Origin of the sequence: Pelotomaculum isophthalicicum JI, from assembly GCF_029478095.1 — a bacterium.
Taxonomy (GTDB): Bacteria; Bacillota; Desulfotomaculia; order Desulfotomaculales; family Pelotomaculaceae; genus Pelotomaculum_D; species Pelotomaculum_D isophthalicicum.
In genome coordinates this window covers 16,556-41,337 of the sequence record NZ_JAKOAV010000030.1, presented here as the reverse complement: position 1 = coordinate 41,337, position 24,782 = coordinate 16,556, and the positions used below count along the sequence as shown (strand labels likewise).

Genomic DNA, 24,782 nt, shown 5'->3' with positions numbered 1-24,782 from the left:
ATTATAACACATTACGCAAAATTACGCACTATTTATCGGAGGGAATTTGACATTTTTCCAATAAAAAAAGCCCTATTTTCAAGGCTTGTAGAGATTTCTATATAGGTCGCAAGTGTCAAAGACCCGGGTATATAACGCGCCTAAATGCAGGAATTCCAGCCATTAGCTGAATTTCGTGATTTTATTAAATAAACATAATGTAAGTATGACATACTAAAAATATTGTAAATTAAAAAAGTATCATTGTATAGCTCTTACCGCGTCCACCCGGCCTGCCATCCGCGCCTTTTATCACCAGTGCTGTATTTCAACCATGCGCTACTGGGATAAATGCACGGATATAATGTTGGCTAAAGGTCTCGCCATCCGGCTACCTTATATAATTACCGCAAGCGTAAAAGATTTTGTAAAAAATCAGTCATTCTTAACCGGTTTTTTGGGAGAACGTCGTCCTCTACTGGCGCGGGAAGTAGAACACCTCTACTTTAATCTGTTTAATAATATCATAGGCAAGTACTTGCTGACAGGTTTTAAACAGGTAGCCAGTTCGGAGAAGGTGCGTTCCATTATGGTCCGCGGTATTAATATGGCTGACAAATTTATTGAATCATTTGGCTCAACCTTAAAGAAAGAAAATATTCTGATACGGGAATTATGCCTCATCAATGGCGGAAGTATGAGACATGACCTTGCCGCAAAATACACCCGTATTATTGCAGAAGCAGCTAGTTTTGCCGAGGACAGTTTGAATATCATGATAGAAAACGGTTGGTTTGAAGAACCGCCCCGTGCCATCGACCGGAGCGAGCTGACTGAACTGAAACACTAGGGGATTATTTTTAGCATTAAATAGCAGCTTAATATAAAAAGAGCCCGGAGGCTCTTTAATAAACAATAGAACTAAATTTAGAAATCCATAGGTGGCATATGGGTCTCCTGAGCTATTTCGGATACCATGCCTGGTGGCTTCACCGGTGCTCCCGCGTCTCCTGGAGATCCCACTAAACCAATAAACTGCTGACCCGGGCAGGCGAAGCCGCCTAGTGTGCCGCACTGTGAACCGCCGAATTGGAAGGGTCCGCATGCGAATGTGAATGGTCTGCAAGGTTGCCCGAACTGGAAGGGTCCGCATGCGAATGTGAATGGTCTGCAGCCGAATTGGAAAGGTCCGCAAGGCTGCCCGAACTGAAATGGGCCGCAGAGGAATATCGGGCATCCACCGCCAGTTGAGGGGGGACCGGGAACGTATCTACCCGGACAGGCAAATGAAAACGAACAGAGATCCGGTGGCCTGCAGATATAACTCTGACTGCAGGTGAAAGCCGGAAAGCCGGTACAGGCAATTTCTGCTTGTGGATCGCTTCCCTGTTGCCCCATGGGATCATTATAGCTATCCCGAAACTTTTGTGCCAATACCTCCATATTTTCTTCGGTCAGAGAACGTTTTACCGGTTCCCAGATAATTTGGACTCTATCAACAGGGATGGTCCCAACGCCACTATCGGTTTCAAGACGTACACATTTCTGGTCGGTTGCTATTACAGTGCCATTAAGTATTCTTCCGTTGGATAGTTCAAGAACAATTTTTTTGCCTTTATTGGCTTGAAGTCTCTCTAACAATTTTGAATTCACTCCTTTCCATGGATATTTCATCCTACAATGTATGTTTATGTTGCGATGATTTAATTTGTTAATATGTATTAACAGTTTGTAGCAGGAATCTGGCAATAATGGGCGAATTAACTTATTTGTTTTTAAAAAAATATCTCCGAGCCAGACAACCTAAGCCCAAGTATGGGTGCCTGGCCGTCAGGGCGCGTTTGGAAACGAATGCACCTCCCATTGTGGAAAGGAGAAGAGGGCTCTATTTATTTCCGCTTTGTTCCTTCAACATGGGACAAAGTTTTATTTTTTTAAAATCATGGTTTTTACGCTCGTATGTTGTGTAGAATGGTCAAGCTTTTTTTCGAATTTGAGTGAAGGGAGGGCGGAATATCGCAGTCGCGGAATAAACCTTAGCAAAATTAATAATTAAAAGGGGAGATTTGTGTGAAGACAAAAAAATTTGTTGCTCCGTTGCTGGTAATGCTTTTAATTTTTGTTTTGGGTGTATTGCAGGGATGCGGCAGCCAACCGGCACAACAACAAGCCGCGCAGGTTCAAAATAAAGATATGATTTTAGCCACCACAACCAGCACTCAGGATACCGGGCTGCTTGACACGTTAGTTCCGGTGTTCGAGCAGAAAACCGGGTATAAGGTAAAGACTATTGCTGTCGGAACCGGACAGGCTCTGACTATGGGTGAAAAAGGGGAAGCAGATGTTCTTCTGGTCCACGCGCCGAAAGATGAAGTGAAACTTGTTGACAGTGGTGTGGGTATAAACTACAAACTGGTCATGCACAACGACTTTATCATCGTCGGTCCCGCCGGCGACCCGGCAGGCATTAAAGGAAGCAATGCCGTCGATGCATTCAAAAAAATAGCCGGTACAAAGAGCATCTTTGTATCCCGCGGCGATGATTCGGGAACCAACAAGAAAGAAAAAGAAATTTGGACTAGCACCGGAATTAAGCCGGAAGGCAGCTGGTATCAGCAGAGCGGCACAGGTATGGGCGCGACTTTAAACATCGCCAATGAGAAACAGGGGTATACCTTGACTGACAGAGGAACTTACCTGGCGCAACAAAAGAATCTCAAACTGGATATACTGGCGCAGGGCGACAAGTCGCTCCTGAATATTTACCATGTAATGCAGGTCAATCCGGAGAAATTCAGCAAGGTTAATAAAGACGGCGCTAAGGCGTTTGTTGATTTTATGATTAATCCGGATACCCAAAAACTAATCGGGGAGTTTGGCAAAGATAAATACGGTGAGCCGTTGTTCTTCCCTGACGCGGGGAAAAATGAACAGGATCTGGGCAAGTAATAGTTTTTTTGGGAAAAAGGGCTGTATCCTTTACGGATACAGCCCTACAGGTTATAATATGATTTAACGTAAACGCAATTACAAGGGTGTGTTAAAGTGCATGAATGGGCGCTGGCGGAATCAATAGTATTTACTGTTAATGAAGAGGCTGATAAAGAAAGGCTTAAAGATATAACCATGGTCAAAGTCAAAGTGGGTGAATTGCAGCAGATAGATCTGGATATATTTAAGTTTGCCCTGGAAAATGTCCTGCCATTGTCCAGCATACCGCTGGATATGAACAGGATAGATATTGAAATAGATGAGAGTACTTTAAAATGCAAAGTTTGCCGGAATGAGTGGAATTTTCGGGAGGCCGCCGGCAAGTTGCCGGAAGAGGAATCGGAGGCAATCCACTTTATCCCGGAAGTTGCGCATATTTATATAAGGTGCCCCCGCTGCGGCAGTCCTGATTTTGAAATTGCCAAGGGGCGCGGGGTTTGGATAGATTATATCAAAGGGGAGAGGTAATGGACCCCAGGCTAAACATCATCGATAAAAGGTTTGAAAATGTCCAAAGAATAATTGCCGTATCAGGAGGCAAGGGGGGTATCGGCAAGAGCTTGACTGCTTCCACCCTGGCGTTGATCTTAACAAAACAGGGTTTTCGGACCGGCCTGCTGGATTTGGATTTCTGCGGGCCTTCCGACCATGTGATCCTGGGCATTGAAGGAGTTTTTCCGGAAGAGGACAAAGGAATTATCCCGCCGGAAGTTCTAGGCGTCAGGTTTATGTCGATCACTTATTTTGCCGGCTATAATCCTGTCCCATTGCGGGGTGGCGAGGTTTCCAACGCGATTATTGAAATGCTCGCGATAACCAGGTGGAATGAATTGGATTTTTTAATAATCGACATGCCGCCCGGTACTGGTGATCCGGCCCTGGACATTATTCGTTTGATTAAAAGAGTAGAGTTTCTTGTTGTCACCACCCAGTCGCGGGTAGCCTTGGCAGTGGCGAAAAAAGAGCTGCAGGTATTAAAAGAGCTTGGGGTCCCTGTCGCCGGTGTGCTTGAAAACATGCGGCGAAAAGAACACTCTACCGTAAAGGAAGAGTTGAGTAGCTGCAAGGTTCCCTTTCTCGGCTCAATATTGTTTGATGATAACCTCGAAGATGCTCTTGGAGACCCGCGTGAATTGCTAAAAACGGATTTTGCCGCTAAGTTGGAAAGAATAGTGAAAGCTGACTTGATCCAATAAATATTGAACCGAGCTGAACATCATTAATAATCCTAAAAGTATAAGTTTGCTCAATATGGCATGGCGCTTACTTTACTAGCGCAACATACTATCTTATTGTTTGGGAAATTATGCTTTTCGGGTAGATTTGGAGGATTGGCGGCAGTGACACGACAGGTTCAACCGGGTGGCAAGACCGTTTCACGCTACCGTATCGTGATCAAAGGCGTTGTGCAAGGGGTGGGTTTCCGCCCCTTTGTTTATAACCTCGCGCAAGTCTGGGGGGTCAAAGGCAGCGTGTTAAATTCCAGCCGGGGAGTGGTGATCGAGGCGGAGGCTGAAGAAAACAACGTCGCCGGTTTCTTAAGTGAATTAAAAAACAACCCGCCTCAACTTTCCAGAATCAGCGACTACCAGTTAAGCAAGATGCCGCCGGCCGGCTATACTTCTTTTGTTATTTTAGCCAGCGACCCGGGTGATGAAAAAGAAGCGCTAGTACCTCCGGATGTGGCCATATGCGCGGATTGCGCCAAAGAGATTATTGACAGGAAAGACCGGCATTATCAGTATCCATTTACCAACTGTACAAATTGCGGCCCGCGCTTTACTATTATTAATGAGATCCCCTATGACCGGCCGAAAACTTCCATGGCTTCTTTCTGTATGTGCGACCAGTGCGCCCGGGAGTATCATGACCCGGCGGACCGAAGGTTTCACGCGCAGCCGACAGCCTGCCCGGTTTGCGGGCCGCATGTGGAAGTGCTTGACAGTGCCGGGAGAAATGTGGCCGGGAAGGAAAACTGGCTGGAAACCTGCTGGAACATCTTGCAAGATGGAAAAATTCTTGCTTTAAAGGGACTCGGCGGCTATCACCTGACCTGTGACGCGAAGAACAAAGAGGCTGTGAAGGCTTTGCGCCGGCGCAAAGGGAGGGACGCCAAGCCTTTTGCCGTGATGTGCCGGGACCTGGAGACCGTTCAAAAGTACTGCGTGGCCGGGGAAAAGGAGAAAGAATTATTAATTTCCCCCCTGGCGCCGATCATCATATTAAGAAAACACTTGCAGACAAGGCTGAATGAGGGCTTGCCGGAAGAACTCGCGCCCGGTTTAAAAACCTTGGGAGTAATGTTGCCGTACACGCCTTTGCACCTGCTCTTGTTTAGCGGGCCTTTAGATATGCTGGTAATGACCAGCGGGAATTACAGCAACCTGCCCCTGGTTAAAGATAACAGCCGGGCGGCGGGCGAACTTGGCGGCATCGCTGATTACTTCCTCCAGCACAACAGGGAAATAGTCAACCGCTGCGATGATTCCCTGATCCAGGTTGTTGACGGGGAACCCCATATCTACCGCCGCTCCCGGGGCTATGTCCCGCATCCTGTGCTGGTGCCCCGCGGGGAGGATGAGCCGGTCATTCTGGGGATCGGCGGGGAGATGAAGAACAACTTTTGCCTGCTCAAGAAAAATCAGGCCTTTATGAGCCAGTATATTGGGGAGATTGACAGTCTGGAAGGAGAGGAAAATCTTTTAACCAGCTTTTTCAATTTGCGAAAGTTAACTGACGCGATCCCCGAAGTTGTGGCGTATGACGCTCATCCGGGCTACGCTTCCGCCAGGGTGGCCCGCCAAATTCCGGCGCGGGCTTATTTTGAGGTGCAGCACCACCATGCCCATCTGGCCAGTTGCCTGGCTGAAAACGGCCTGGGTAACGAAGAAGTGATCGGGGCGATTCTTGACGGTACCGGCTACGGTACGGACGGCAACCTGTGGGGGTTTGAGATTCTAACCGGGAACTATGATGATTTTCAACGCCGGTTTCACTTGGCCTATGTCCCCCTGCCCGGCGGCGAAGCGGCCATCCGCCAGCCTTGGCGCACGGCGGTGGCTTACCTGCTGGCTTTTCTGGGCGAAGAAGGGAAAAGATCCGCCGGTTTAATTTTTCCGGAGAAGAATCTTGATGTTATTGAAAGAATGGTGGCCGGCGGGTTTAATTCACCGCTATCCTCGGGTTGCGGCCGGCTTTTTGACGCCGTATCCGCCCTTTTGGGCATATGCCGGGAAAACACCTATGAGGGACAGGCGGCCGTGGAGTTGGGGGAAGCCATTCAGGAAACAGCGGGTAATGATGATATGCAAACTTACCCTTACGAAACAAGAGAAGGAATAATTTGGCCGGGTCAGATGCTGGCGGCGATAATAGATGATAAAATGGCCGGAGTGCCGGTGCAGTCGATATCCGCCAGGTTTCACCGGACCCTGGTGAGTATGGTCGGTGAGGCGGTTGAGCGGGTATCCGGCGCTACCGGCATAAAAAAGGTAGCTTTGAGCGGCGGAACGTGGCAAAATCAGTATCTGTTCCGGACCGCGAAACAATATTTCAGCGCTCGCGGGTTTGAAGTGTTGTATCACCGGCAGGTGCCGGCCAATGACGGCGGAATAGCCTTAGGGCAAGCCATGATTGCGCACTGGAGGTGGCGGAAAAGATGTGTTTAGGCATACCGGGCAAAGTGGTGGAAGTAAATCAGGCGGAGAGTTGGGCGGTGGTGGAGAGCTTTGGCGTGCGTAAGAAAGTGGGTATCGCTTTAATTGACGAGGACCTCGTTCCGGGGGATTATCTGATGGTGCACGCGGGCTACGCGATTGGGAAAATCGACATGGAGGATGCTCGAGTCTCCCTGGAGCTATGGGAGGAGATATTGCATGCTCAATAAACTGCGCGACCCGGAGCTGGGCAAAAGAATTCTGTCCAAGCTGGTTCCCCTGGCCCGGGAAGCCGCCCGCCTGTTGGGACGGCCGGCTATATTTATGGAGGTTTGCGGCACGCATACCATGGCGATTGCCAGGAGCGGTTTGAGAAGCTTGCTGGCCGGCAGCCTGGAACTGAGAAGCGGGCCGGGCTGTCCGGTTTGTGTCACTGATCAGGGAGACATAGACAAAGTTATCGCCCTTGCCGCCGCCAGACATGACCTGGTTATCGGCACTTTCGGGGACATGCTGCGGGTGCCGGGGACAAACTCCTCACTTGAACAGGAGCGGGCTCGCGGCGCGCGGGTGGAAATATTTTATTCGCCGGCGGAGGCGGTGACCTTTGCCGCCGGACATCCCCGGGATGAAGTGGTTTTCCTGGGGGTCGGCTTCGAAACTACCGCGCCCGCCGTCGCGTTAAGCGTTGCCGCGGCTAGAAGCCGGGATCTGAAAAACTACTCGGTCTTATCGTTTCACAAAACGGTTCCCACTGTTCTGGAAATTTTGCTGAGTGATCCGGAATTAAAAATTGACGGGTTGATTCTGCCGGGGCATGTTTGTACGGTAACGGGGAGAAAGGCCTTCGATTTTGTCTCAACCAAGTTTAATGTGCCGGCTGTTGTTGCCGGATTTGAGCCGGTCGACCTGATGGAGGCGGCTTATTTGTTGCTGAAGCAGATCGTGAGCGGCCGGGCTGAAACTGTCAACGGCTACCCGCGCTTGGTCCGGGAAGAAGGGAATAATAAAGCGAAAGAAATCATGAAAGAATATTTTAAGCCGGTAGATGTTCAGTGGCGCGGTTTCGGCATGGTTCCGCAAAGCGGTCTGGCGCTGCAAGAAAGGTTTTCTTTATATGACGCGGCCGTAAAGTTCCCGGTTGAAGTTTCAGAATCCCCGCCGCCCAGGGGCTGTGCCTGCGGCGATGTCCTGAAGGGGAAAATAGTCTCGTCCGACTGCCCGTTATTCGCCAGGAAATGCACTCCTTTACAGCCGGTGGGTCCTTGCATGGTTTCCACAGAAGGAGCGTGCGCCGCTTATTATCAATACGAGTGGTCCAAGACGGGGTCTAGAGGAAATATAGGGGGGTGAGGAAATGGCTGAAGAAAAAGACAAGGACATCGTTTTGCTGTCCCACGGAGACGGGGGACTGCTTACCCATCAACTCTTGCAGGATTTTTTCTTACGGTATTTCAAAAATGACTTGCTCGACAGTTTAACTGACGCGGCTGTTTTTTCCTCGGAGCCGGGACGGATGGCGATCAGCACCGACGCGTTTGTGGTGGATCCGGTCTTTTTCCCGGGCGGCGACATCGGCAAGCTGGCTGTTTGCGGCACAATTAACGATTTGGCGGTAAGCGGGGCGCAACCGCTTTACCTGACTGCATCTTTTGTTATTGAAGAAGGTTTTCCATTCGCCGATTTGGAGAAAATAATCGCCTCCATGGCGAACACCTGCCGTGTAGCCGGCGTGCAAATAATCGCCGGAGACACTAAAGTCGTGGGCCGTGGTCAGGCGGACAAGGTATATATTACGACTACCGGAGTTGGTTACTTGCTGCCCGGGGCTAACTTGGGCTACCAGCGACTGGAGCCCGGCGACAAGGTGCTGGTTAACGGCTGCCTGGGCAATCACGGCCTAGCTATTTTACTGCAGCGGGAGGCGCTTGGCCTGGACAGCCAGATTATCAGCGACTGCGCCCCTCTAAGCATTATGACTACAGAAATTCTTAAAAGGTTTAAAGGGATTAAGCTGATGCGCGATTTAACCAGGGGGGGCCTGGCGACCAACGCGAAAGAAATTGCCATGTCTTCCGGAGTGGATTTCTGGCTGGATGAAGCAGCCTTGCCGGTGGAGGACAGTGTTAAAGGGATTACGGAACTACTGGGGCTGGATCCCCTCTACCTGGCTAACGAGGGTAAGTTTCTCATAGTCGTGGCGGCGGAAGAGGCAGGTGAGCTCTTGAGATATCTGAGAGAAGATTGGTCGGCGGAGTATGCCTGCCAGATCGGCGATATTCAGGCTGGAAAAGGAAATGTCTATTTGCGGACCGCGCTGGGAGGCGCCAGACAGCTAAATATGATGGCGGGCGCGCCCCTGCCGCGTATCTGTTAATGGGGAAGGGTTGTGTTTTATGCCCGGGGAGGAAAAAAGGGTTGTTGTAATAGGTGTGGGCAATTTACTGCTCGGTGATGATGGAGCAGGCATTCACGCGATTAACGAGCTGAAAAAAGATTCATTCCCCGCCTGCGTAAAAATAGTGGACGGCGGGACGGCGGGTATTGACTTGCTGTATTGGCTGGAAGACGCCGGCTATGCCGTTATTATCGACTGCCTGGAAGCCGGTGAGGAGCCGGGCGCTATATTTCGCATACCTGCTGAGGAAATAGCCTTTGACTCTTCTGATCAAATTATCTCCTTACATGATTTGAATCTGCAAGAGGTGTTACATATAGCGAATCAGCTGGGAAAGTTGCCGCCAACAATCATTTACGGTATCCAACCAGGGGAAATTACATTTAATGATCAACTTTCCCATGCAGTCAACAAAGCCTTGCCTTCTCTGATAAATTCAATAAAAAAGGAAATTAATCAGGCGATAAAATTTTTTTATAAATAAAAAGGAAAATAAACTTTTTTATCGAAATAAAAATACAGCTTAATCTATAGCTTATTCTCCGAGCCAGGTGACCTTAGCCTGTGGTATGGATGCCTGACCGGCGGGTATACCGGGAAACCGGTACGCCTCCCATCGTGGAAAGGAGAGCACAGTTTAGATGTCATGTTTATAAATGAGCAAGGACGATCATTTATAAGCACGAGAACTTTGCCCTTTTTTCAGGAAGGCAAAGTTTTTATTATATTCTATTGGATAAAGACATTATTACCATCTTTGGGCGGGGGGTGCGTAAATCCCATTTCTAAGAGTTATTATTACCATATTAAGGAGGGAGTAAGATTTGGGTTTAACACGGCGTGAATTTATTAAGCTCTGCATGACTTCGGCAGCCGGAGCAAGTCTAATCACTTTGCTGGGGCCCGATCTCGAAGAAACTCTGGCTTTTGCGGCTGACGGCAAACCTCCGGTAATCTGGTTGCAAGGCGCCAGTTGCACGGGGTGCTCTATTTCGTTGCTAAACAGTGTCGAACCGGCGATTGAAAAGGTGCTTCTCGACGTTATCAGCTTAAGGTATCATCCTAATGTTATGGCCGGGTCAGGTCATCTTTGCGCGGAAGTATTGGAGGAAGCGGCGTCAAAATTAAATAATCAGTTTATCCTGGTAATTGAAGGCGGCATTCCCACCAAGGAGAAAGGGGCTTACTGCACCATCGCGGAAAAAAATAATAAAGAATTAACCATGCTGTCAGCCGTGACTACCCTTGGCAAGGCAGCCAGCGCCGTGATTGCAGCCGGCAATTGCGCCTCGTTCGGCGGCATACCCGCCGCGGCGCCCAATCCTACCGGGGTGGTGGGTGTAAATCAGGTGGTTAAAGATAAACCTGTCATTAATCTTTCCTTATGTCCGATGCATCCCGACCATTTCCTGGGCACGGTTGTTTACGTGTTGAAATACGGCCAAATTCCGGAATTGGACAAGTTTGGGCGCCCCAAGATGTTCTATCCTGAACCGATTCACGATAATTGTTTCCGGCGGCAGTATTTTGATGTTGGCAAATTCGCCCAGTATATTGGTGATGAAGGGTGTCTGGCTTATTTGGGCTGCAAGGGTTTTGTGGCCACCTCGGACTGCTATAAGCGGGGCTGGAACAATAATGTGAACTGGTGCATAAAGGCCGGGGCTCCTTGTCAGGCTTGTTCAGAACCTACTTTTCCTGACCAAAGCGCGCCTTTCTATGGCGTGTATCCCCTGACCAACAAAGAAAAGGTTACTTACGCACCGGTTGTGCCTAACCTGAAAATAGAGTTTCCGGAAAAGAAGAAAACTAGTTAGTTAAAGTAATTCTAGTTGATAGGGGTGAAAAATATAAAGTGGCACAACAAATTATTATTGATCCGGTAACCCGGATTGAAGGACACCTGAAGATTGAAGTGGAAGTAGATGGCGGAAAAGTTATTGACGCCAAATCAAGCGGGACTTTATTCAGGGGCTTGGAATTAATTTTAAAAGGGCGCGATCCTCGCGATGCCTGTCATATTATGCAGCGGATTTGCGGAGTTTGTCCGATTGCCCACGGCACGGCCTCGATGCTGTGTCTTGATGACGCTTTTGGCGTGAAGCCGCCGACAAACGGCAGGATCGTCCGCAATTTAATCCAAGGGGCAAATTATTTGCAATCCCATGTGCTGCATTTTTACCACCTGGCGGCTTTGGATTATGTCAAGGGGCCTGAAACGGCGCCCTTTATCCCGCGTTATGAAGGCGATTACCGCTTGCCTCAAGATATTAACGACCTGGCGGTGCAGCATTATATCAAGGCTTTGGACATCCGTAAAAAAGCGCAAGAGATGCTGGCTATCTTTGGGGCAAAAATGCCTCACGTCACAGTGTTTACCGCGGGCGGAGTGACTGAAGTCGTGACGGCCGAAAAAATCGCCCAGTTCAGACAGTACCTGCGTGAAATAACCTCTTTTGTGGATGACGTGTATATCCCGGATGTGCTCGCGGTGGCGAAGATTTATGGCGATGACGGGTTCAGCATCGGGACAGGCTGTAAAAACATGCTGGCTTATGGCGGCATCAAACTGACCGATGAAGACGATCCGGACGGGCAAAAACAGTTGTTTAAGCGTGGCCGCTATATCAACGGTCAGTTTTTACCGCTTGACAAGACTAAAATAACTGAAGAGGTAAAATATTCCTGGTTCAAAGATGGAACTGGAAAATATCCTGGAGAAGGAGTAACCGAACCGGCTCCCGGAAAGAAGGGCGCGTACTCCTGGTTAAAGGCGCCTCGTTATGAAGGAACGCCGTATGAGGTGGGACCATTGGCCCGCCAGATTGTAAATAAGCAAAAAGACGTTATTGGTTTGGGAGACAAGGGATTTTCGGTTCTTGGACGGCATTTCGCGCGCGCTTTGGAAGCCACCCAGGTTGCCCACGCCATGCCCGAGTGGTTGGATCAACTGGTGCCCGGACAGCCGACCTTCGCGCCGTTTAACATACCTAAAGAAGGATCTGGCGTAGGATTGCACGAGGCTCCGCGCGGCGCTCTGGGACACTGGATTACCATTAAAGACCACAAGATTGATAATTACCAGGCAGTTGTGCCGACTACCTGGAATGGTGGTCCCAGGGATGACAAGGGGCAACGCGGTCCGATAGAAGAGGCTTTGGTAGGCGCCCCGGTCAAAGACCCGGACAATCCGATTGAGTTGGTGCGCATAGTCCGCGCCTTTGACCCCTGCATTGCCTGTGCTGTGCATGTTCTGGAAGTGAAAGGCGTTTCAAAAGAAGTAAAAAGCTTTAGAATATAAAATAGTAATAAGGTATGAGTGATGAAAAAGGCGTCTGGTTTTTCCATACGCCTTTTTCAATGAACATGAGCCGCATTGGAGTTACTTCATAGTAACTCCAACTTTTTATATAAAGTTGACCGGCTGATACCCAATATTTTTGCTGTTTGAGATTTGTTCCCATTTGTGGCTTGCAAAGCTTTAAGAATGGTATCTCTTTCAATACCCGATAGTGAAAAAATATCTGCCCCGCTTTCAATATTACTATTATTGTTACTAACGCCCAAATCTTCCAGTCTTATTATTTTCTCTTTGCAGAACAATATAGCCCTCTCTATAACATTTCCCAATTCTCTAATATTGCCTGGCCAATCATAACTTAGTAAATAATTCATTGCTTCTTTGGAAATGCCTTTAATCTGTTTATTGTTTGCTTTGCTGTATATGTCAATAAAATAATTAACTAAAATGGGAATGTCCTCAGAGTGAGTACTCAGCGGCGGAATATTTAACGATATAACCTTTAATCTATAATATAAATCTTGCCTGAATTTACCCTCATAATAGAGTTTTTGGAGATCTTGATTCGTGGCGGCAATGATTCGAACGTCAATTTTTTTAGGATGCAATCCTCCTACCCGCATAACCTCTTTTTCTTGAATAATGCGTAGCAGTTTGCTTTGAAGCGGCAGGGGCATATCTCCAATTTCATCTAAAAAGATAGTGCTTCTATCTGCTAATTCAAACTTACCCGGCTTACCATGTTTACTTGCGCCGGTAAAAGCTCCTCCTTCATAACCGAATAGCTCTGATTCGGCTAGTTCAGCCGGTATGGCCGCGCAGTTTATATTAATAAATGGTTGATACCACCGGCTGCTGGCATTGTGAATGGCCTGCGCAAACAATTCTTTCCCCGTCCCGCAACCTCCGGTAATAAGAATAGTAGAGGCAGTCTGTGCCGCCATTAAAGCTAATCTTTTAAGTTTCTCCATGTCGTTGCTCTTGCCAATGATCGAATCTATATTATATTTAGTGCCGTTTATTTTGTAAAGTTCTTCATGTCTGGTTATATGTGAAGAGTTTATTTTTTGGGAATCCTCTTTGGGCTTATCCCGGTAATATTTTTCAATGTGGTCAAGCAAAAAACAGACGATAATATCCCGGGTCATGAAACCTATGGGGTGTTCCTGAAGATCAACGACAGGCGTTTGACCGATAGGTACTTTGCGCAACCATTGATTAAGTTCGGAAAGATTATTAAACCGCTTATCTTCTTTAAAATAAATAACGTCCGTGATGAAATGGCCTGATAACTCAGTGTCAATGCTTACACCATTTAGTAAGCAATCAAATAAATTTGACCTTGTAAACATCCCTATGAGCCTGTTGCTTGAGTCAACTATGGGAATTGCGCCAAGCCTTGTGTCCCGGAGAATACTAATAGCTTCACGCATTTTACTGTGGGGCTCAAGACTTACAGTGGTGGGTACCATAATATCTTTTGCCAGCATTTAGCTACCACCTCGCGCCTTTAGATTGTGTTTGTCCTTAAATCATACAGTGTATGTTTTCAGGACAAAAAATAAACAGTTTTACATACAGGATAGCAAACTGTGTCTTCGAAAGTCCAAGCCTTTATTGGAAAAGAGGAATTTTTTTCACATTGATGAGCGGGGCTTCATATAAGTGGGGTTTTACATATATCTTCTACGTGGATTGATATATTCCTTCTTAAACATTAAATTTTTTGTCCGATAATTATACACCGTATGTTAAATGGACAAATGCCTCAGCTATGCTTTTGCAGATTTCAGCCGTAAGGGATGCTGCACTCTTCGGAACGGCATGGCGTTATTGCTAGTAAAAAGCTATATGCAAATTATTTTCTGGAATTTAGTGAAGGATCGTTTATGGCATAAAAATTGCACTAATAACCTGTTGAGAGTCAAGCCGTTCAATTGGTAAGGGATAATGTTAATCAACAATTGGCCTGGTTTTTATGGCATAAAAATTGCTTTAATAAACTGTGTTGTGTTATTTGGAAAAGAGGCCTTAAGCGTTCTGGTAAGGGATAAGGGGTAATTTGACAAAGTGGGAAAATAGCAATGAATAAGATTCAACTGAGAACTGTGAATAATTTAATCGAGTCAAAGTTGAACCTGGAGTCGCCCTGACGGAAGCAGCGCATAGGGCGGGGATATAAAATCATCCCGTCCTGTGCTCCTTATATTGACTTGCTAAGTGGGGTGATGGTGTTATATGTGTGTTTAAAAGAGGGGGGTATGGAGAAATATTTAGAGAAATATGGCATGAATTATCTAGGGTCGCCAGGCAGGTTGTCAATTAATTTTCCATAAAAGAAATTAGAATATAATTTGGCAATATCAATAGTGAACAAATTCACAATAAATAAAGCACTTTATTAAAAAGGAGGAAAAAGGATGCTTCGTATGCCAGAGATACCCGCCGAGTTTAACATTACCACTTACCTTATGGACAGGCACTTAAAAGAGGGCCGCGGAAACAATGTTTGTATTTACTATGAAGATGAAAAGATCACCTACGCCGAAGTTGCGGAAAGAGCTAACCGTCTTGGTAATGCCCTGCTTAATTTAGGTATTGAGAGGGAAAACCGTGTGTTGCTCTGCATGCCTGATATGCCGGAATTTTTCTATAGTTTCCTAGGCACAATGAGGACGGGAATAGTGCCGGTTCTCCTTAGCACCATGGCTATAGCGCAAGATTATCTTTACTACGTAAACGACAGCCGCGCCAAAGCAGCGATCGTTCACGAGAGCGTGCTGCCGTTATTTATGGAAGTAAAGGATCAATTCAAGTATTTGAAGCACATGATCGTAATCGGTAATGCGGTTCCAGGACTGTTAAGCTTCAGTGAGATTTGTAAAGAAGCATCCCCTGACCTGGAAGCCGCTGACACCAATAAGGACGATCCGGGTTTTTGGCTTTACAGTTCCGGCACCACCGGCCAGCCGAAGGGTATTGTGCACCTGCAGCACGACCTCATGTATTTGACTGCCCACTGTGATGAAGTAGTAAAAGCGACTCCAGATGACATTTCGTTCTCGCTTTCCAAGATGTATTTCTCCTATGGCCGCAATAACTCGTTTGATACCGTATTGTTAAGCGGCGGTGCTGTGGTCCTGTTCCCGGGCATGCCGAAGCCGGACGCTTTGATCGAAGTGGTCAGAAAATACCGGCCCACCATCTATTACGGAGTGCCGAGTTCCTATATGGCCTTGCTGGCTCTCATGGATAAAGGGGTTAAGGGTGTCGACTATGACTTTTCTTCGGTTAGAGCGTGTGTTTCTGCCGGGGAAGCCCTGCCCAGGGTAATATTTGATCGCTGGAAAGAATTGTTCGGTATTGAAATCCTCGACGGCCTCGGCTCAAGTGACGTGGGAGCGATTTATCTTTCCTGCGTGCCTGGTTCGGTTAAGCCCGGCAGCCTTGGCAACCTGCTCTCCGGCTATGAGGGCAAGCTGTGTGACGAAGAAGGAAACGAAGTGCCCAGGGGAGAAGCCGGCAACCTGTGGCTTAAAGCTGAAGGTACGGCACAATGTTACTGGAACAAGCACCAGAAGAACAAGGAATGCTTTATTGGCGAGTGGTTTATTACCGGAGATAAGTTCTATCAAGATGAAGAAGGCTATTACTTCGGTGTCGGTCGCGCTGATGATATGTTGAAAGCCGGCGGTATCTGGGTATCACCAATTGAAGTCGAAGATGCGATTCTGCACCACCCGGCAGTGGCTGAGTGTGGTGTTGTCCCGGCAGCCGACACGGATGAGTTGGTTAAACCAATGGCTTATGTGGTTCTTAAAGAGGGTTGTGAGGGATCTCCTGAGCTTGTTAAAGACATTCAGGACTTCGTGCGCAAGAATATTGCCCACTACAAGTTCCCGCGCTGGATCAAATTTGTTACGGAACTGCCGCGTACCGCCACCGGTAAAATCCAACGGTATAAACTGCGTGAGAGAGTGAAAATCGAGGGCGTTAATTAATTTGGAAAAACAAAGTGTAATAGTTGGCAAGGACTTAATGGTTTGGATAGGCACTAGATTAAGCTAAAGATACGATATTGAGAGCGCGGGCGTAAATGCCCGCGCCAGCCTTAACCGAACAGGACGGTGATTTAAGAATATCCTGTATACGACCTAAGCGCTCCTTATGTGCGCTAAATTGATATAAGATGTTTTAAGGAGTGGAAGTAAAGTGGAAAGAAAAACTGTGATAAGCGACTGCATGTCATGTGTCTGGGACTGTGGCATTAAAGTTACGCTGGAAGACGGTAAGATGGTAAAGGTGGAGGGATTGCCTGAGCACCCGGTAAGCAAAGGGTATATCTGCCCCCGGGGAGAATATCTCCCTGAATTTGTATATTCGCCGGACCGCATTAAATATCCCATGCGCCGGGTGAACAACACCTGGGAGCGGCTTAGCTGGGAAGAAGCGCTGGACTATGCCGCCGAGAAGCTGGGTAAAATCAAAGAGCAGTATGGCGCCAAATCACTGGCTATTTTCTGCGGTTCAATGGGCGTGGAAAATATTGAAGTGGCAGGGTTTGCGCAGAGGTTCAAGTCGGCCTACGGCACCCCCAACCTGCTGTCAGTGGAAAACGTATGTTACCGCGCCCGGATCATGGCCCGTCAGATGACCTTCGGGCGGTACCCGATGGACTACCCGCCCGATGCCCGCTGCATCGTTCTCTGGGGTCATAACCCGGACGGCTCCAAGGGCATACTGGCTGAAATGATCAGGGATAAAGCAAAAAAGAGAGTTCTTGACCTGATTACCATTGACCCCAAGCGGACCGAGTTGGCCGAACTGGGGCTGCACCTGGCGATCCGGCCCGGCACTGACGGAGCGCTTGGACTGGCCATGCTCAACGTGATTATTAATGAAGGCCTTTACGACAAAGAGTTTGTCGAAGGCTATACCATCGGCTTTGAAGAGCTGAAAGCGCACGTCCAGCAGTATACGCCGGAGTGGGCGTCAGAGATAACCTGGGTGTCCGCAAGTGACATCAAGGCGACAGCCCGTATTTTTGCCCAAACCAAGCCCGCCTGCATCGTGCAGGGGATCAATACCTTGGACCAGCACGTCAACGGTTTTCAGCTGTCTAGGCTCTTGTCCATCCTGCAGATTATTACCGGCAACGTCGATAAGCCGGGTACCTGGGTTACCATTCCCTTCCTTCGCATGACCGACCTGCGCCTGCCGATGGACATCAAGCCGATTGGCGCTGATCAATACCCGCTGTTTTACTCTTTCTGGGGACGGGTATCTCCTTACGGCATTGCCACCCTGTTCCCGCAGGCAGCCCTGGAGAGCAAGCCTTATCCAGTCCGGGGCGCCATAGTCGCCGCAGCCAACCCGGTGGTTTCCTTCCCGGAAGCGAACAAGTTCATTGAGGCCTTTAAGTCCATGGACTTCATGATGGCAATCGACCTCTTCATGACCGAAACCGCTGAAATGGCTGACTTAGTTTTACCTGCCTGCACCTTCATGGAGAAGGATGCTATTTCCTACGTCCATGGCGTAGTGCACGGTGAACCCTTTGCGATGTACCACCACAAGGTTGTCGAACCGGTAGGGGAGTCCAAGCCCGACTGGTGGATCTGGACCCAACTGGCGCGCCGCCTGGGACTGGGAGAGTACTTCCCATGGAATACAGATGAAGAAGTGATGGATCACCTGCTGGCACCAAGCGGTATCGGCGAAGAGTTAAAAGCAGATCCAATGGGCAAGTATTTTAACAAGCAGGACTACTACGCCTATGAGAAGAAGAAGATCCTTACCCCGAGCGGCAAGATTGAAATATATTCCAAGACCATGGAGGATGCCGGCCTAGACCCGCTGCCGAAATACGTGGAGCCGGCGCAAAGCCCGATCAGCACCCCCGAACTGGCCAAAGAGTATCCGCTTATTATGATCAGCGGAGCCCGGCGGCAGGCGTTTACCCACACCCAGATGCGGCATGTCCCGCATCTCAGGGCCCTTGAGCCGGAGCCGTTTGTTGAAATGCACCCGGCGACCGCCGCCCGTGCTGGAGTTAAAGACGGTGAGCGCGTCAAGCTGTCCACCCGCAACGGCAGCATCAAACTGCGTGTTAAGGAAGAGCCGAGGCTGATGCCGGGCGTCGTTTCTGTGCCGCATGGCTGGGCTGGAGATGCTAACGTCAACCTGCTGACCGATATGGAAGTACGTGACCCCGTTACCGGTTACCCCGACTTCAAGGTTCTGCAGTGCAAGGTTGAGGCTGTATAAATTCTCTAACTGATTATTTAGAGAAACTGGTACAGGGAGTTCAAACGAAAGTAGATATTAGCATCACAGGTTAAACATCAGGCGAGGGGGTAACCGTAAGGTTGCAGCCTCGCCTGTAAATTCAAAGAACTGTGCGTCAACCTGTTCACGAGTTTGGCAAGGAGGTTAATAAGTTGTCCCTTATGGAAGAAACTTCTGTTATTAATAAGGAAGAAGATATATTGCAATCTATTTGTAAAAGCGCTCCGCTGATCCAGGAAATGATTCCACTGGACTGTACTATTGGTATAGCGGATAGGGAGAAACATATTCTTTACCTTCCGGGAAAGGATATTAATTTGCATGCTGACGGAAAACCAGTTGTTCAGGGCAGTGGTTTGTATAAAGCCATCACTACAGGTGAGGTCGTCGATACTATTGTGCCGAAAGAAGTTTACGGTGTTTCTTTTAAATCCAGAGCCATGCCGTTAAGAGACAGCAGGGGTAATATAGTTGGAGTGGTGGGTTTGGGCGTCAGTTTGAAGAATCAGGAGAAACTGCAGAACGTGGCCCAGTTGGTGGCGTCTTCAACGCAACAGACTTCCGCTTCGGTTGAGGAACTTGCTTCTTCTGCTCAACAGTTGGCAAGCAATCAAGGAGAGCTTGATAGTCTTGGCAAGGAAGTGTTGGAACAGGTGAAGAAGACCGACATGATTTTGGGCTTTATTCATGAGGTGGCTGACACCTCAAACCTCTTGGGCCTTAACGCCGCTATAGAGGCGGCCAGAGCCGGGGATCACGGCCGGGGTTTTTCGGTGGTAGCCGAGGAGATTCGTAAACTGTCGGTAAAAAGTGCCCAAGCTGTCAAGGAAATCAGGGAAATCCTTGCCATGATTAATGATAACATATCAAAAATGGCTGAAAGAGTTGTTGATTCCGCGGCTCAGAGCGAGGAACAGTCCGCGGCCACCGAAGAAATTTCCGCCGGCTTGCTGGAACTGGCTGCTTCGGCAAAAAAGCTTGAAGAAATCGCAAAGGTTGTTTGAATCGTGTGCTTAGGATGGGCTGTTTCCGAAGCGGACGAGGAAGGTAGGTTACCTGCAAGCATTATGGTCGACTAGTTGACAAGAAATGATTTTGACATATAAGCGAGAAGGTGATCGTGTAATGCAGGACAACTACCAGCGGGAGATAAATTACTTGCGGATTTCCGTCATTGACCGGTGCAATTTGCGCTGTGTTTACTGCATGCCGCCGGAAGGCGTAAAGTTTGTTGATCACAAAGAAATCCTGCGCTTTGAAGAAATCGGGACCGTTGTTGGGGCGGCTGCTTCAATCGGCGTGAAAAAGGTGCGCCTGACCGGGGGGGAACCTCTTGTGCGCAAGGGGTTGGAGAACCTGGTAAGGCGCATCTCCAAAATCAAAAATAAGCTGGGGCAACTGATCCCGGCGAAGATACCCGCAGGCAGCGGCCCGGCAAAATACTACCGGCTTGAAGGCGCCCAGGGTACCGTCGGCTTCATCACATCAATGAGCGACCATTTTTGCAGCAGTTGCAACCGCCTGCGGCTAACCTCAACGGGAAGTTTGAGACCATGCCTGTATGACAGCTGCGAGATAGACTTAAAGGCTCCATTGCGCAATGGCGCGGGCATCAAAGAAATAGCCGTTCTAATCAAGAAAGCGGTAAGCTTAAAAGCAGATCGGCACCACATGCTTGATGGTTGGCAGGACAACCGGGTGATGTCGCAGATTGGCGGATGATCAACACGCCACTAGATATCTTCCTTTTTTACTTCTTTCTTGGCCAACATGACTTCGAGAAGGTTGCTGAGCTGTTGAACCTCCTCGGGGGATAGTTTCTTGGCTTGCGCTAACAGACGCTGCAAATGAAGAGGCATTTCCTCCAGACTCTCACCGTTAAAAAATTGGGGCAATGAAATACCAAGGGCGTCGCATATTTTGCGCAAGGTGCTTATTGAAGGGTTGCAGACACCTTTCTCGATCTTGCAGATCTGGGACTGGTTAAGACCGACCTTTGAAGCAAGGGCTGATCCCGTCAATCCCGCTTGCTCTCTAAGAAAGGCTATTTTATTGCCGATATCCAACGTTATTCCTCCTAGTGATGGCTTCTGTATATTATATCATATCCTCACTACAAATTCCCTTTAATGAATTTAATGCAATTAAGAATTGGCTTATGAATTATATTCATTTACAATTATTGTATAGATCCTGTAATGTAAGGGGTGGCGTAAAGTGGAAAGCAGAACTGTGCTAAGCGATTGCATGCTATGCGTGTGGGATTGTACAAGAATAAAAAGATCCTCACGCCCAGCGGCAAGATCGAAATATATTCCAAGACCCTGGAAGATGCCGGCTACGATCCGCTGCCGAAATATGTGGAGCCGGCGCAGAGTCCGGTAAGCACTCCCGAACTAGCTAAGGAGTATCCGTTAATATTGATTAGCGGGGCCAGGAGGAAAGCATTTACGCATACACAAATGCGGCATGTGCCGAAACTCAGAACTCTTGAACCGGAGCCGTTTGCTGAAATCCACCCGTCGACCTGCAGCCGTTACGGAGTAAAGGACGGGGAACGGATCCGGCTGTCCACCCGCAATGGCAGTATAAACATGCGGGTTAAGGAGCAGCCAAGGTTAATGCCGGGAATAGTAGCTGTTCCACACGGGTGGTCCCAAGCTAACGTTAATCTCCTGACCGATATGGAAGTGCGTGATCCAATTACCGGTTACCCCGACTTCAAAGCCTTGTTATGTAAGGTAGAGGCGATATAAAAACATTGTACTTGGAAAAAAGCAACTTATTTTATGCTTTAGAATTAGGCAGGTGTCCGACAATCATACGCTGTATAATTACCGGACACCTGAATTAATACTATACAGGCGTAAATGTTTATAGTTACATGTGATGGCATATGTTTGTTTAATCTCAGGTCAATCTTAACTTTATTGATAAAGCGTTTTTAAAATAATTTCTACAAAACGTAAAAATTACCGCGAAAAAAAGTCAGAATAAAACGGAAACGCATCAGTTAGTGGTATGAAAATTGCATTAAAATATCTTGTAATTGCCAGGTATAAATATTATGTGAAATTTAACTATAATGCTATTTCATTATTACGTGGCGTTACCGGGATTGCAATTTGAGCCTTTTAGCGAACTGGATTGCTAGATAACGAAAAATCAGAGGGAACGATAATGAGAGTTACCAAACAAGTTACTAAAGGCAGTCTGAGTGGCGTGTTCAACGCCAAGAGCATTGCCATTGTCGGGGCGTCACCCAGACCCGGCAAGCCGGGCAACCAAATCGTCCGGAACGCAAAAGCAATGGACTTCGATGGACTAATATACCCGGTTAATCCCACACAATCAACAATCGAAGGCCTTAAATGCTATAAAAACATCCTGGATATTCCCGGCCGGCTGGACTTGGTGGTACTGATTGTCGGCGCTGATGAATGTGTTAGGATTGCGCAGGATATTGCCCGCCGGTGGGACGAAAAAGGAGACGTCGCCGGTATAGTGGTTGTCTCCGCTGGATTTGGCGAAGGGGGTTCGGCGGATGGCCTGGCCAAAGAGAAGGCCATGCTGGAACCTTTACAAGCTCGCGGTATACGCGTAATTGGACCAAATTGCCTGGGAATCGCTGATCAACACAGTGGTGTTAATACTATATTTGATTTGCCGCCGTACCTTAAAAGCGAGGTTTCTGTCGTTTCCCAAAGCGGCGCGTTCGCCGCCTCGTTTCTCATGTGGGCAAAAGATCTGGAACTTTTCGGTCTCAGTAAATTTCTTACTGTGGGTAATATGGCCGACGTGGATATGGATGAGGTTGTAGAATTTTTTGGCGAAGACAAAAACACCAAGGTTATAGCCATGTACCTGGAAGGAATCAGGCAGGGTAGACGCTTTGTAGAAGTGGCCAAAAAGGTTTCGCAAACGAAACCGATAGTGGCCTTTAAAAGTGGGCGAACAGACTTTGGATCCGGAGCGGTGCGCAGTCACACGGGAGCGGTTGCCGGCAACGACAAGATTTATGATGGAGCATTCCGCCAGGCTGGAATCATTCGAACCGTTGCTGTCGCGGAATTCTACTATACTATTTGTGCCCTTGGCAAGCAGCCGTTGCCACGGGGAAAGAGGATATGTGTTCTCACAGCTATTGGCGGGCCGGGAACGATTTGCATAGACGCTTTGTTAGCCACTGGTGTAGTGGAAATGGCCAGTCTGTCAGATCACGCCAAAAATCATTTAAAAGAAACACTAGCCCGCACTGCCGTTGTTGATGAGCCTCAAGGCTATGTGGATATGACAGCGTCCGTCACCGAAGAGCTGCATGAAGAGGTTATAAAAACAATTCTCGCGGATGAAGGTGTTGACGGGCTGATCTATTTGATTACTCCACCAGCTTTTTTTAGCAATGAGAAACTTGTCGAGCACTTCCTCAATGCTTATAATTCATTTCCCAAAGAAAAGAGGAAGCCGTTGCTCAGCGTTTTTACGTTCGGATCTCATGTTGCTGAACTAAGACGTCTTTTTGAGCGTGGAGGTATACCTACTTTGGAATTTCCTGATGTAGCGGCTTCAGTGATGGCGAACATGGTGTGGTATAGCGAGTGGCGGAAAAGCAGGTTAAATTATGGATTATAAAAAGTTAGTTAAAGATGTTTTAAAGACAGGAAGAAGTCACTTGTTAGAACCGGAAGCGTACTATGTTTGCGGTGAGTTTGGAATAACTTGTCCACAGTTCAATTTTGTCGCGAATGTAGAAGATGGAATAGACGCCGCCAGATCCATGGGGTTCCCGGTGGTTGTCAAGGTGGTTTCCCCGCAAGTAATTCATAAAACCGACGCGGGTGGTGTTGTTACCGGTATTCAGTCAGAGGAGCAATTTAAAAATGCGTACAGCACCATGCTTGAAAATGTCCGTGGCAAGGTCCCGGACGCTGAGATATATGGAGTGCTTGTACAAAAGTCAATGCCTCAAGGTGTGGAAGTAGCGGTAGGCGGTTTAAGGGATCCGCAATTCGGGCCGGTGGTCATGTTTGGGGCCGGTGGAACTTTAATTGAAGTGCTGCAGGATGTATCCTTTAGGTTGGCGCGGCTCGACAGAGGAGAAGCATTGAGACAGATTAGAGAGACCAAGGTATTTAAGATCCTGCAAGGGGTTCGCCGGAATAAACCCTGCGACATTGTGGCATTAGCGGATCTCATTATTCATGCCGGTAAGTTGCTCGAAGAAATGCCGGAAATTAGCGAATTGGATTTCAATCCGGTATTAGCCTATCCTGATTATTATTCGATAGTTGACGCGCGCATAGTGTTATCAAGTGAGCTGGCGTCTGTGTCGACTGTCAATAAATAAATTTTCTCGCGTATCTCCCTTATTTGTCTCCTTTTGCATAATTAGCAGGAAACACGAAAGTGACTAATTATGGCAAAAGGAATTTTTTTATCGGTGATAGAACTCGAACAATTATAGGGGCCGAACATGAGCCGCGTTGTATACTCAAAGGTTTAGAAAATCAAATTTGTTTTACGTTGAATAGTGGCAGCCAGATGTTATAATATTGATTAATTAGATCATTGTAGCGGAGGTTTTTTTTCGATGGAACTGGATGGCTTGAAGACGCTCGAATCGTTTAGCAAAGAAGAATTAATAGCGCTGGTGCAGGATATGTCCAAACGCTGGCTGGCGCACGATGGTGTTTGGTTCCAGTGTGTGGAGAATAAGTATGGCATGGAAGAGGCTGTTGAAATGGATGCCCGGGCATGGGATAGATTTGCTCAGATAGAAGCCGCCAGGATCATGAAGTTACATAAAATCCCGCCGGACGGAGGCTTGCCCGCCCTGGTAAAAGCCCTGGAATTGAGGCAGTACTCTTTTCTCAACAAAAAGGAAGTTGTTGAATTAAGCGAAAATAAATTGATTTTCAGAATGACCACCTGCCGGGTTCAAGCGACCAGGAAATGGAAGAAGATGCCGGAATTTCCATGCAAGCCGGTGGGTATTCTTGAATATAGCAGTTTTGCGAAAACCATTGACTCCCGTATCAAGACTCGTTGCCTTACCTGTCATCCGGACAACAACCACTCGGATGAATATAATTGTGAGTGGGAATTTTCAATATGAAAAAGCGCCATAATTGATGAGAACAAAAGCCGCGCTAATGGCTGCGCGGCTTTT

Annotated in this window: 23 protein-coding genes, 1 pseudogene and 2 riboswitches; of the genes and pseudogenes, 20 read left to right on the top strand and 4 right to left on the bottom strand. The window is 47.8% G+C overall.

Annotated elements, in window-relative coordinates:
- Positions 1-313 precede the first annotated feature (313 nt).
- On the top strand, positions 314-829 hold the full coding sequence (locus L7E55_RS13890; RefSeq protein ID WP_277444889.1) for a DUF3231 family protein: 516 nt from the start codon (positions 314-316) through the stop codon (positions 827-829).
- 77 nt (positions 830-906) lie between these two features.
- Here the strand turns inward: L7E55_RS13890 and L7E55_RS13885 are convergent, their stop codons facing one another.
- A complete protein-coding gene (locus L7E55_RS13885) occupies positions 907-1,620 on the bottom strand; it encodes an LSm family protein (RefSeq protein ID WP_277444888.1) in 714 nt (237 codons plus the stop codon).
- Between the two features lie 134 nt (positions 1,621-1,754).
- Positions 1,755-1,871: riboswitch (molybdenum cofactor riboswitch) on the top strand.
- 214 nt (positions 1,872-2,085) lie between these two features.
- On the opposite strand from L7E55_RS13885, the gene L7E55_RS13880 reads away from it, so the two are divergent.
- The 10 genes from L7E55_RS13880 (at position 2,086) to L7E55_RS13835 (ending at position 12,325) form a co-directional block, all read left to right on the top strand.
- Positions 2,086-2,928, top strand: a complete 843-nt coding sequence (locus L7E55_RS13880) for an ABC transporter substrate-binding protein (protein ID WP_277444895.1) — start codon at positions 2,086-2,088, stop codon at positions 2,926-2,928.
- Between the two features lie 96 nt (positions 2,929-3,024).
- On the top strand, positions 3,025-3,438 hold the full coding sequence (hypA, locus tag L7E55_RS13875) for a hydrogenase nickel incorporation protein HypA (protein ID WP_277444887.1): 414 nt from the start codon (positions 3,025-3,027) through the stop codon (positions 3,436-3,438).
- Positions 3,408-4,166 carry a P-loop NTPase gene (locus L7E55_RS13870; RefSeq protein ID WP_277444886.1) on the top strand — a complete coding sequence of 253 codons (759 nt, stop codon included), beginning with the start codon at positions 3,408-3,410 and terminating at the stop codon, positions 4,164-4,166. The genes hypA and L7E55_RS13870 overlap by 31 nt, the downstream gene beginning before the upstream one ends.
- A 144-nt stretch (positions 4,167-4,310) precedes the next feature.
- Complete coding sequence (gene hypF, locus L7E55_RS13865) at positions 4,311-6,638, top strand: carbamoyltransferase HypF (RefSeq protein WP_277444885.1); 2,328 nt, start codon at positions 4,311-4,313, stop codon at positions 6,636-6,638.
- Positions 6,629-6,856: a HypC/HybG/HupF family hydrogenase formation chaperone gene (locus tag L7E55_RS13860; protein WP_277444884.1), complete on the top strand. Its 228-nt coding sequence runs from the start codon at positions 6,629-6,631 to the stop codon at positions 6,854-6,856. Before hypF ends, L7E55_RS13860 begins: the two co-directional genes overlap by 10 nt.
- A complete protein-coding gene (hypD, locus tag L7E55_RS13855; protein WP_277444883.1) occupies positions 6,846-7,979 on the top strand; it encodes a hydrogenase formation protein HypD in 1,134 nt (377 codons plus the stop codon). Before L7E55_RS13860 ends, hypD begins: the two co-directional genes overlap by 11 nt.
- A gap of 4 nt (positions 7,980-7,983) precedes the next feature.
- Positions 7,984-9,003: a hydrogenase expression/formation protein HypE gene (gene hypE / locus L7E55_RS13850; RefSeq protein ID WP_277444882.1), complete on the top strand. Its 1,020-nt coding sequence runs from the start codon at positions 7,984-7,986 to the stop codon at positions 9,001-9,003.
- A gap of 19 nt (positions 9,004-9,022) precedes the next feature.
- Positions 9,023-9,508, top strand: a complete 486-nt coding sequence (locus tag L7E55_RS13845) for a HyaD/HybD family hydrogenase maturation endopeptidase (protein ID WP_277444881.1) — start codon at positions 9,023-9,025, stop codon at positions 9,506-9,508.
- 44 nt (positions 9,509-9,552) lie between these two features.
- Positions 9,553-9,669: riboswitch (molybdenum cofactor riboswitch) on the top strand.
- Positions 9,670-9,848: 179 nt separating this feature from the next.
- Positions 9,849-10,841 (top strand): hydrogenase small subunit, encoded by a 993-nt coding sequence (locus L7E55_RS13840; protein ID WP_277444880.1) that lies wholly within the window; start codon positions 9,849-9,851, stop codon positions 10,839-10,841.
- Between the two features lie 38 nt (positions 10,842-10,879).
- Positions 10,880-12,325, top strand: coding sequence for a nickel-dependent hydrogenase large subunit (locus L7E55_RS13835; protein WP_277444879.1), 1,446 nt, complete (start codon positions 10,880-10,882; stop codon positions 12,323-12,325).
- An 86-nt stretch (positions 12,326-12,411) separates the two neighbouring features.
- Here the strand turns inward: L7E55_RS13835 and L7E55_RS13830 are convergent, their stop codons facing one another.
- Positions 12,412-13,473, bottom strand: a complete 1,062-nt coding sequence (locus L7E55_RS13830; RefSeq protein WP_277444894.1) for a sigma-54 interaction domain-containing protein — start codon at positions 13,471-13,473, stop codon at positions 12,412-12,414.
- Between L7E55_RS13830 and L7E55_RS13825 the strand changes: the two genes are divergently transcribed.
- Complete coding sequence (locus L7E55_RS13825) at positions 13,393-13,614, top strand: hypothetical protein (RefSeq protein WP_277444896.1); 222 nt, start codon at positions 13,393-13,395, stop codon at positions 13,612-13,614. The two genes, L7E55_RS13830 and L7E55_RS13825, sit on opposite strands and share 81 nt — an antisense overlap.
- A gap of 42 nt (positions 13,615-13,656) precedes the next feature.
- On the opposite strand, the pseudogene L7E55_RS17770 reads toward L7E55_RS13825, so the two are convergent.
- Positions 13,657-13,797, bottom strand: a pseudogene (locus L7E55_RS17770) (CBS domain-containing protein); the annotation flags it as partial.
- A gap of 948 nt (positions 13,798-14,745) precedes the next feature.
- On the opposite strand from L7E55_RS17770, the gene L7E55_RS13820 reads away from it, so the two are divergent.
- From L7E55_RS13820 to L7E55_RS13805, 4 genes are all read left to right on the top strand, one after another.
- The gene (locus tag L7E55_RS13820; RefSeq protein ID WP_277444878.1) at positions 14,746-16,326 is read left to right on the top strand and encodes a benzoate-CoA ligase family protein; all 1,581 of its coding nucleotides are present in this window, start codon (positions 14,746-14,748) and stop codon (positions 16,324-16,326) included.
- A 211-nt stretch (positions 16,327-16,537) separates the two neighbouring features.
- A complete protein-coding gene (locus L7E55_RS13815) occupies positions 16,538-18,592 on the top strand; it encodes a molybdopterin-containing oxidoreductase family protein (protein WP_277444877.1) in 2,055 nt (684 codons plus the stop codon).
- Between the two features lie 182 nt (positions 18,593-18,774).
- On the top strand, positions 18,775-19,617 hold the full coding sequence (locus L7E55_RS13810; protein ID WP_277444893.1) for a methyl-accepting chemotaxis protein: 843 nt from the start codon (positions 18,775-18,777) through the stop codon (positions 19,615-19,617).
- Positions 19,618-19,738: 121 nt separating this feature from the next.
- A complete protein-coding gene (locus tag L7E55_RS13805) occupies positions 19,739-20,335 on the top strand; it encodes a GTP 3',8-cyclase MoaA (RefSeq protein ID WP_277444876.1) in 597 nt (198 codons plus the stop codon).
- A gap of 11 nt (positions 20,336-20,346) precedes the next feature.
- On the opposite strand, the gene L7E55_RS13800 is transcribed toward L7E55_RS13805, so the two are convergent.
- A complete protein-coding gene (locus L7E55_RS13800) occupies positions 20,347-20,679 on the bottom strand; it encodes a helix-turn-helix domain-containing protein (RefSeq protein WP_277444875.1) in 333 nt (110 codons plus the stop codon).
- Between the two features lie 186 nt (positions 20,680-20,865).
- On the opposite strand from L7E55_RS13800, the gene L7E55_RS13795 reads away from it, so the two are divergent.
- From L7E55_RS13795 to L7E55_RS13780, 4 genes are all read left to right on the top strand, one after another.
- The gene (locus L7E55_RS13795) at positions 20,866-21,369 is read left to right on the top strand and encodes a molybdopterin dinucleotide binding domain-containing protein (RefSeq protein WP_277444892.1); all 504 of its coding nucleotides are present in this window, start codon (positions 20,866-20,868) and stop codon (positions 21,367-21,369) included.
- Positions 21,370-21,793: 424 nt separating this feature from the next.
- A complete protein-coding gene (locus L7E55_RS13790; RefSeq protein WP_277444874.1) occupies positions 21,794-23,245 on the top strand; it encodes an acetate--CoA ligase family protein in 1,452 nt (483 codons plus the stop codon).
- The gene (locus tag L7E55_RS13785) at positions 23,235-23,960 is read left to right on the top strand and encodes an acetate--CoA ligase family protein (protein WP_277444872.1); all 726 of its coding nucleotides are present in this window, start codon (positions 23,235-23,237) and stop codon (positions 23,958-23,960) included. The genes L7E55_RS13790 and L7E55_RS13785 overlap by 11 nt, the downstream gene beginning before the upstream one ends.
- Positions 23,961-24,203: 243 nt before the next feature.
- The gene (locus L7E55_RS13780) at positions 24,204-24,728 is read left to right on the top strand and encodes a DUF6125 family protein (RefSeq protein WP_277444871.1); all 525 of its coding nucleotides are present in this window, start codon (positions 24,204-24,206) and stop codon (positions 24,726-24,728) included.
- The last annotated feature ends 54 nt before the right edge of the window (positions 24,729-24,782 follow it).

Coding starts and splice junctions, on each gene's coding strand:
- hypD (WP_277444883.1), top strand. CDS start 6,846: ATGCTCAATAAACTGCGCGACCCGGAGCTGGGCAAAAGAATTCTGTCC.
- hypE (WP_277444882.1), top strand. CDS start 7,984: ATGGCTGAAGAAAAAGACAAGGACATCGTTTTGCTGTCCCACGGAGAC.
- L7E55_RS13845 (WP_277444881.1), top strand. CDS start 9,023: ATGCCCGGGGAGGAAAAAAGGGTTGTTGTAATAGGTGTGGGCAATTTA.
- L7E55_RS13795 (WP_277444892.1), top strand. CDS start 20,866: ATGCGTGTGGGATTGTACAAGAATAAAAAGATCCTCACGCCCAGCGGC.
- L7E55_RS13860 (WP_277444884.1), top strand. CDS start 6,629: ATGTGTTTAGGCATACCGGGCAAAGTGGTGGAAGTAAATCAGGCGGAG.
- L7E55_RS13890 (WP_277444889.1), top strand. CDS start 314: ATGCGCTACTGGGATAAATGCACGGATATAATGTTGGCTAAAGGTCTC.
- L7E55_RS13780 (WP_277444871.1), top strand. CDS start 24,204: ATGGAACTGGATGGCTTGAAGACGCTCGAATCGTTTAGCAAAGAAGAA.
- L7E55_RS13880 (WP_277444895.1), top strand. CDS start 2,086: ATGCTTTTAATTTTTGTTTTGGGTGTATTGCAGGGATGCGGCAGCCAA.
- L7E55_RS13785 (WP_277444872.1), top strand. CDS start 23,235: ATGGATTATAAAAAGTTAGTTAAAGATGTTTTAAAGACAGGAAGAAGT.
- L7E55_RS13790 (WP_277444874.1), top strand. CDS start 21,794: ATGAGAGTTACCAAACAAGTTACTAAAGGCAGTCTGAGTGGCGTGTTC.
- L7E55_RS13820 (WP_277444878.1), top strand. CDS start 14,746: ATGCTTCGTATGCCAGAGATACCCGCCGAGTTTAACATTACCACTTAC.
- L7E55_RS13830 (WP_277444894.1), bottom strand. CDS start 13,473: ATGACCCGGGATATTATCGTCTGTTTTTTGCTTGACCACATTGAAAAA.
- L7E55_RS13810 (WP_277444893.1), top strand. CDS start 18,775: ATGGAAGAAACTTCTGTTATTAATAAGGAAGAAGATATATTGCAATCT.
- L7E55_RS13805 (WP_277444876.1), top strand. CDS start 19,739: ATGCAGGACAACTACCAGCGGGAGATAAATTACTTGCGGATTTCCGTC.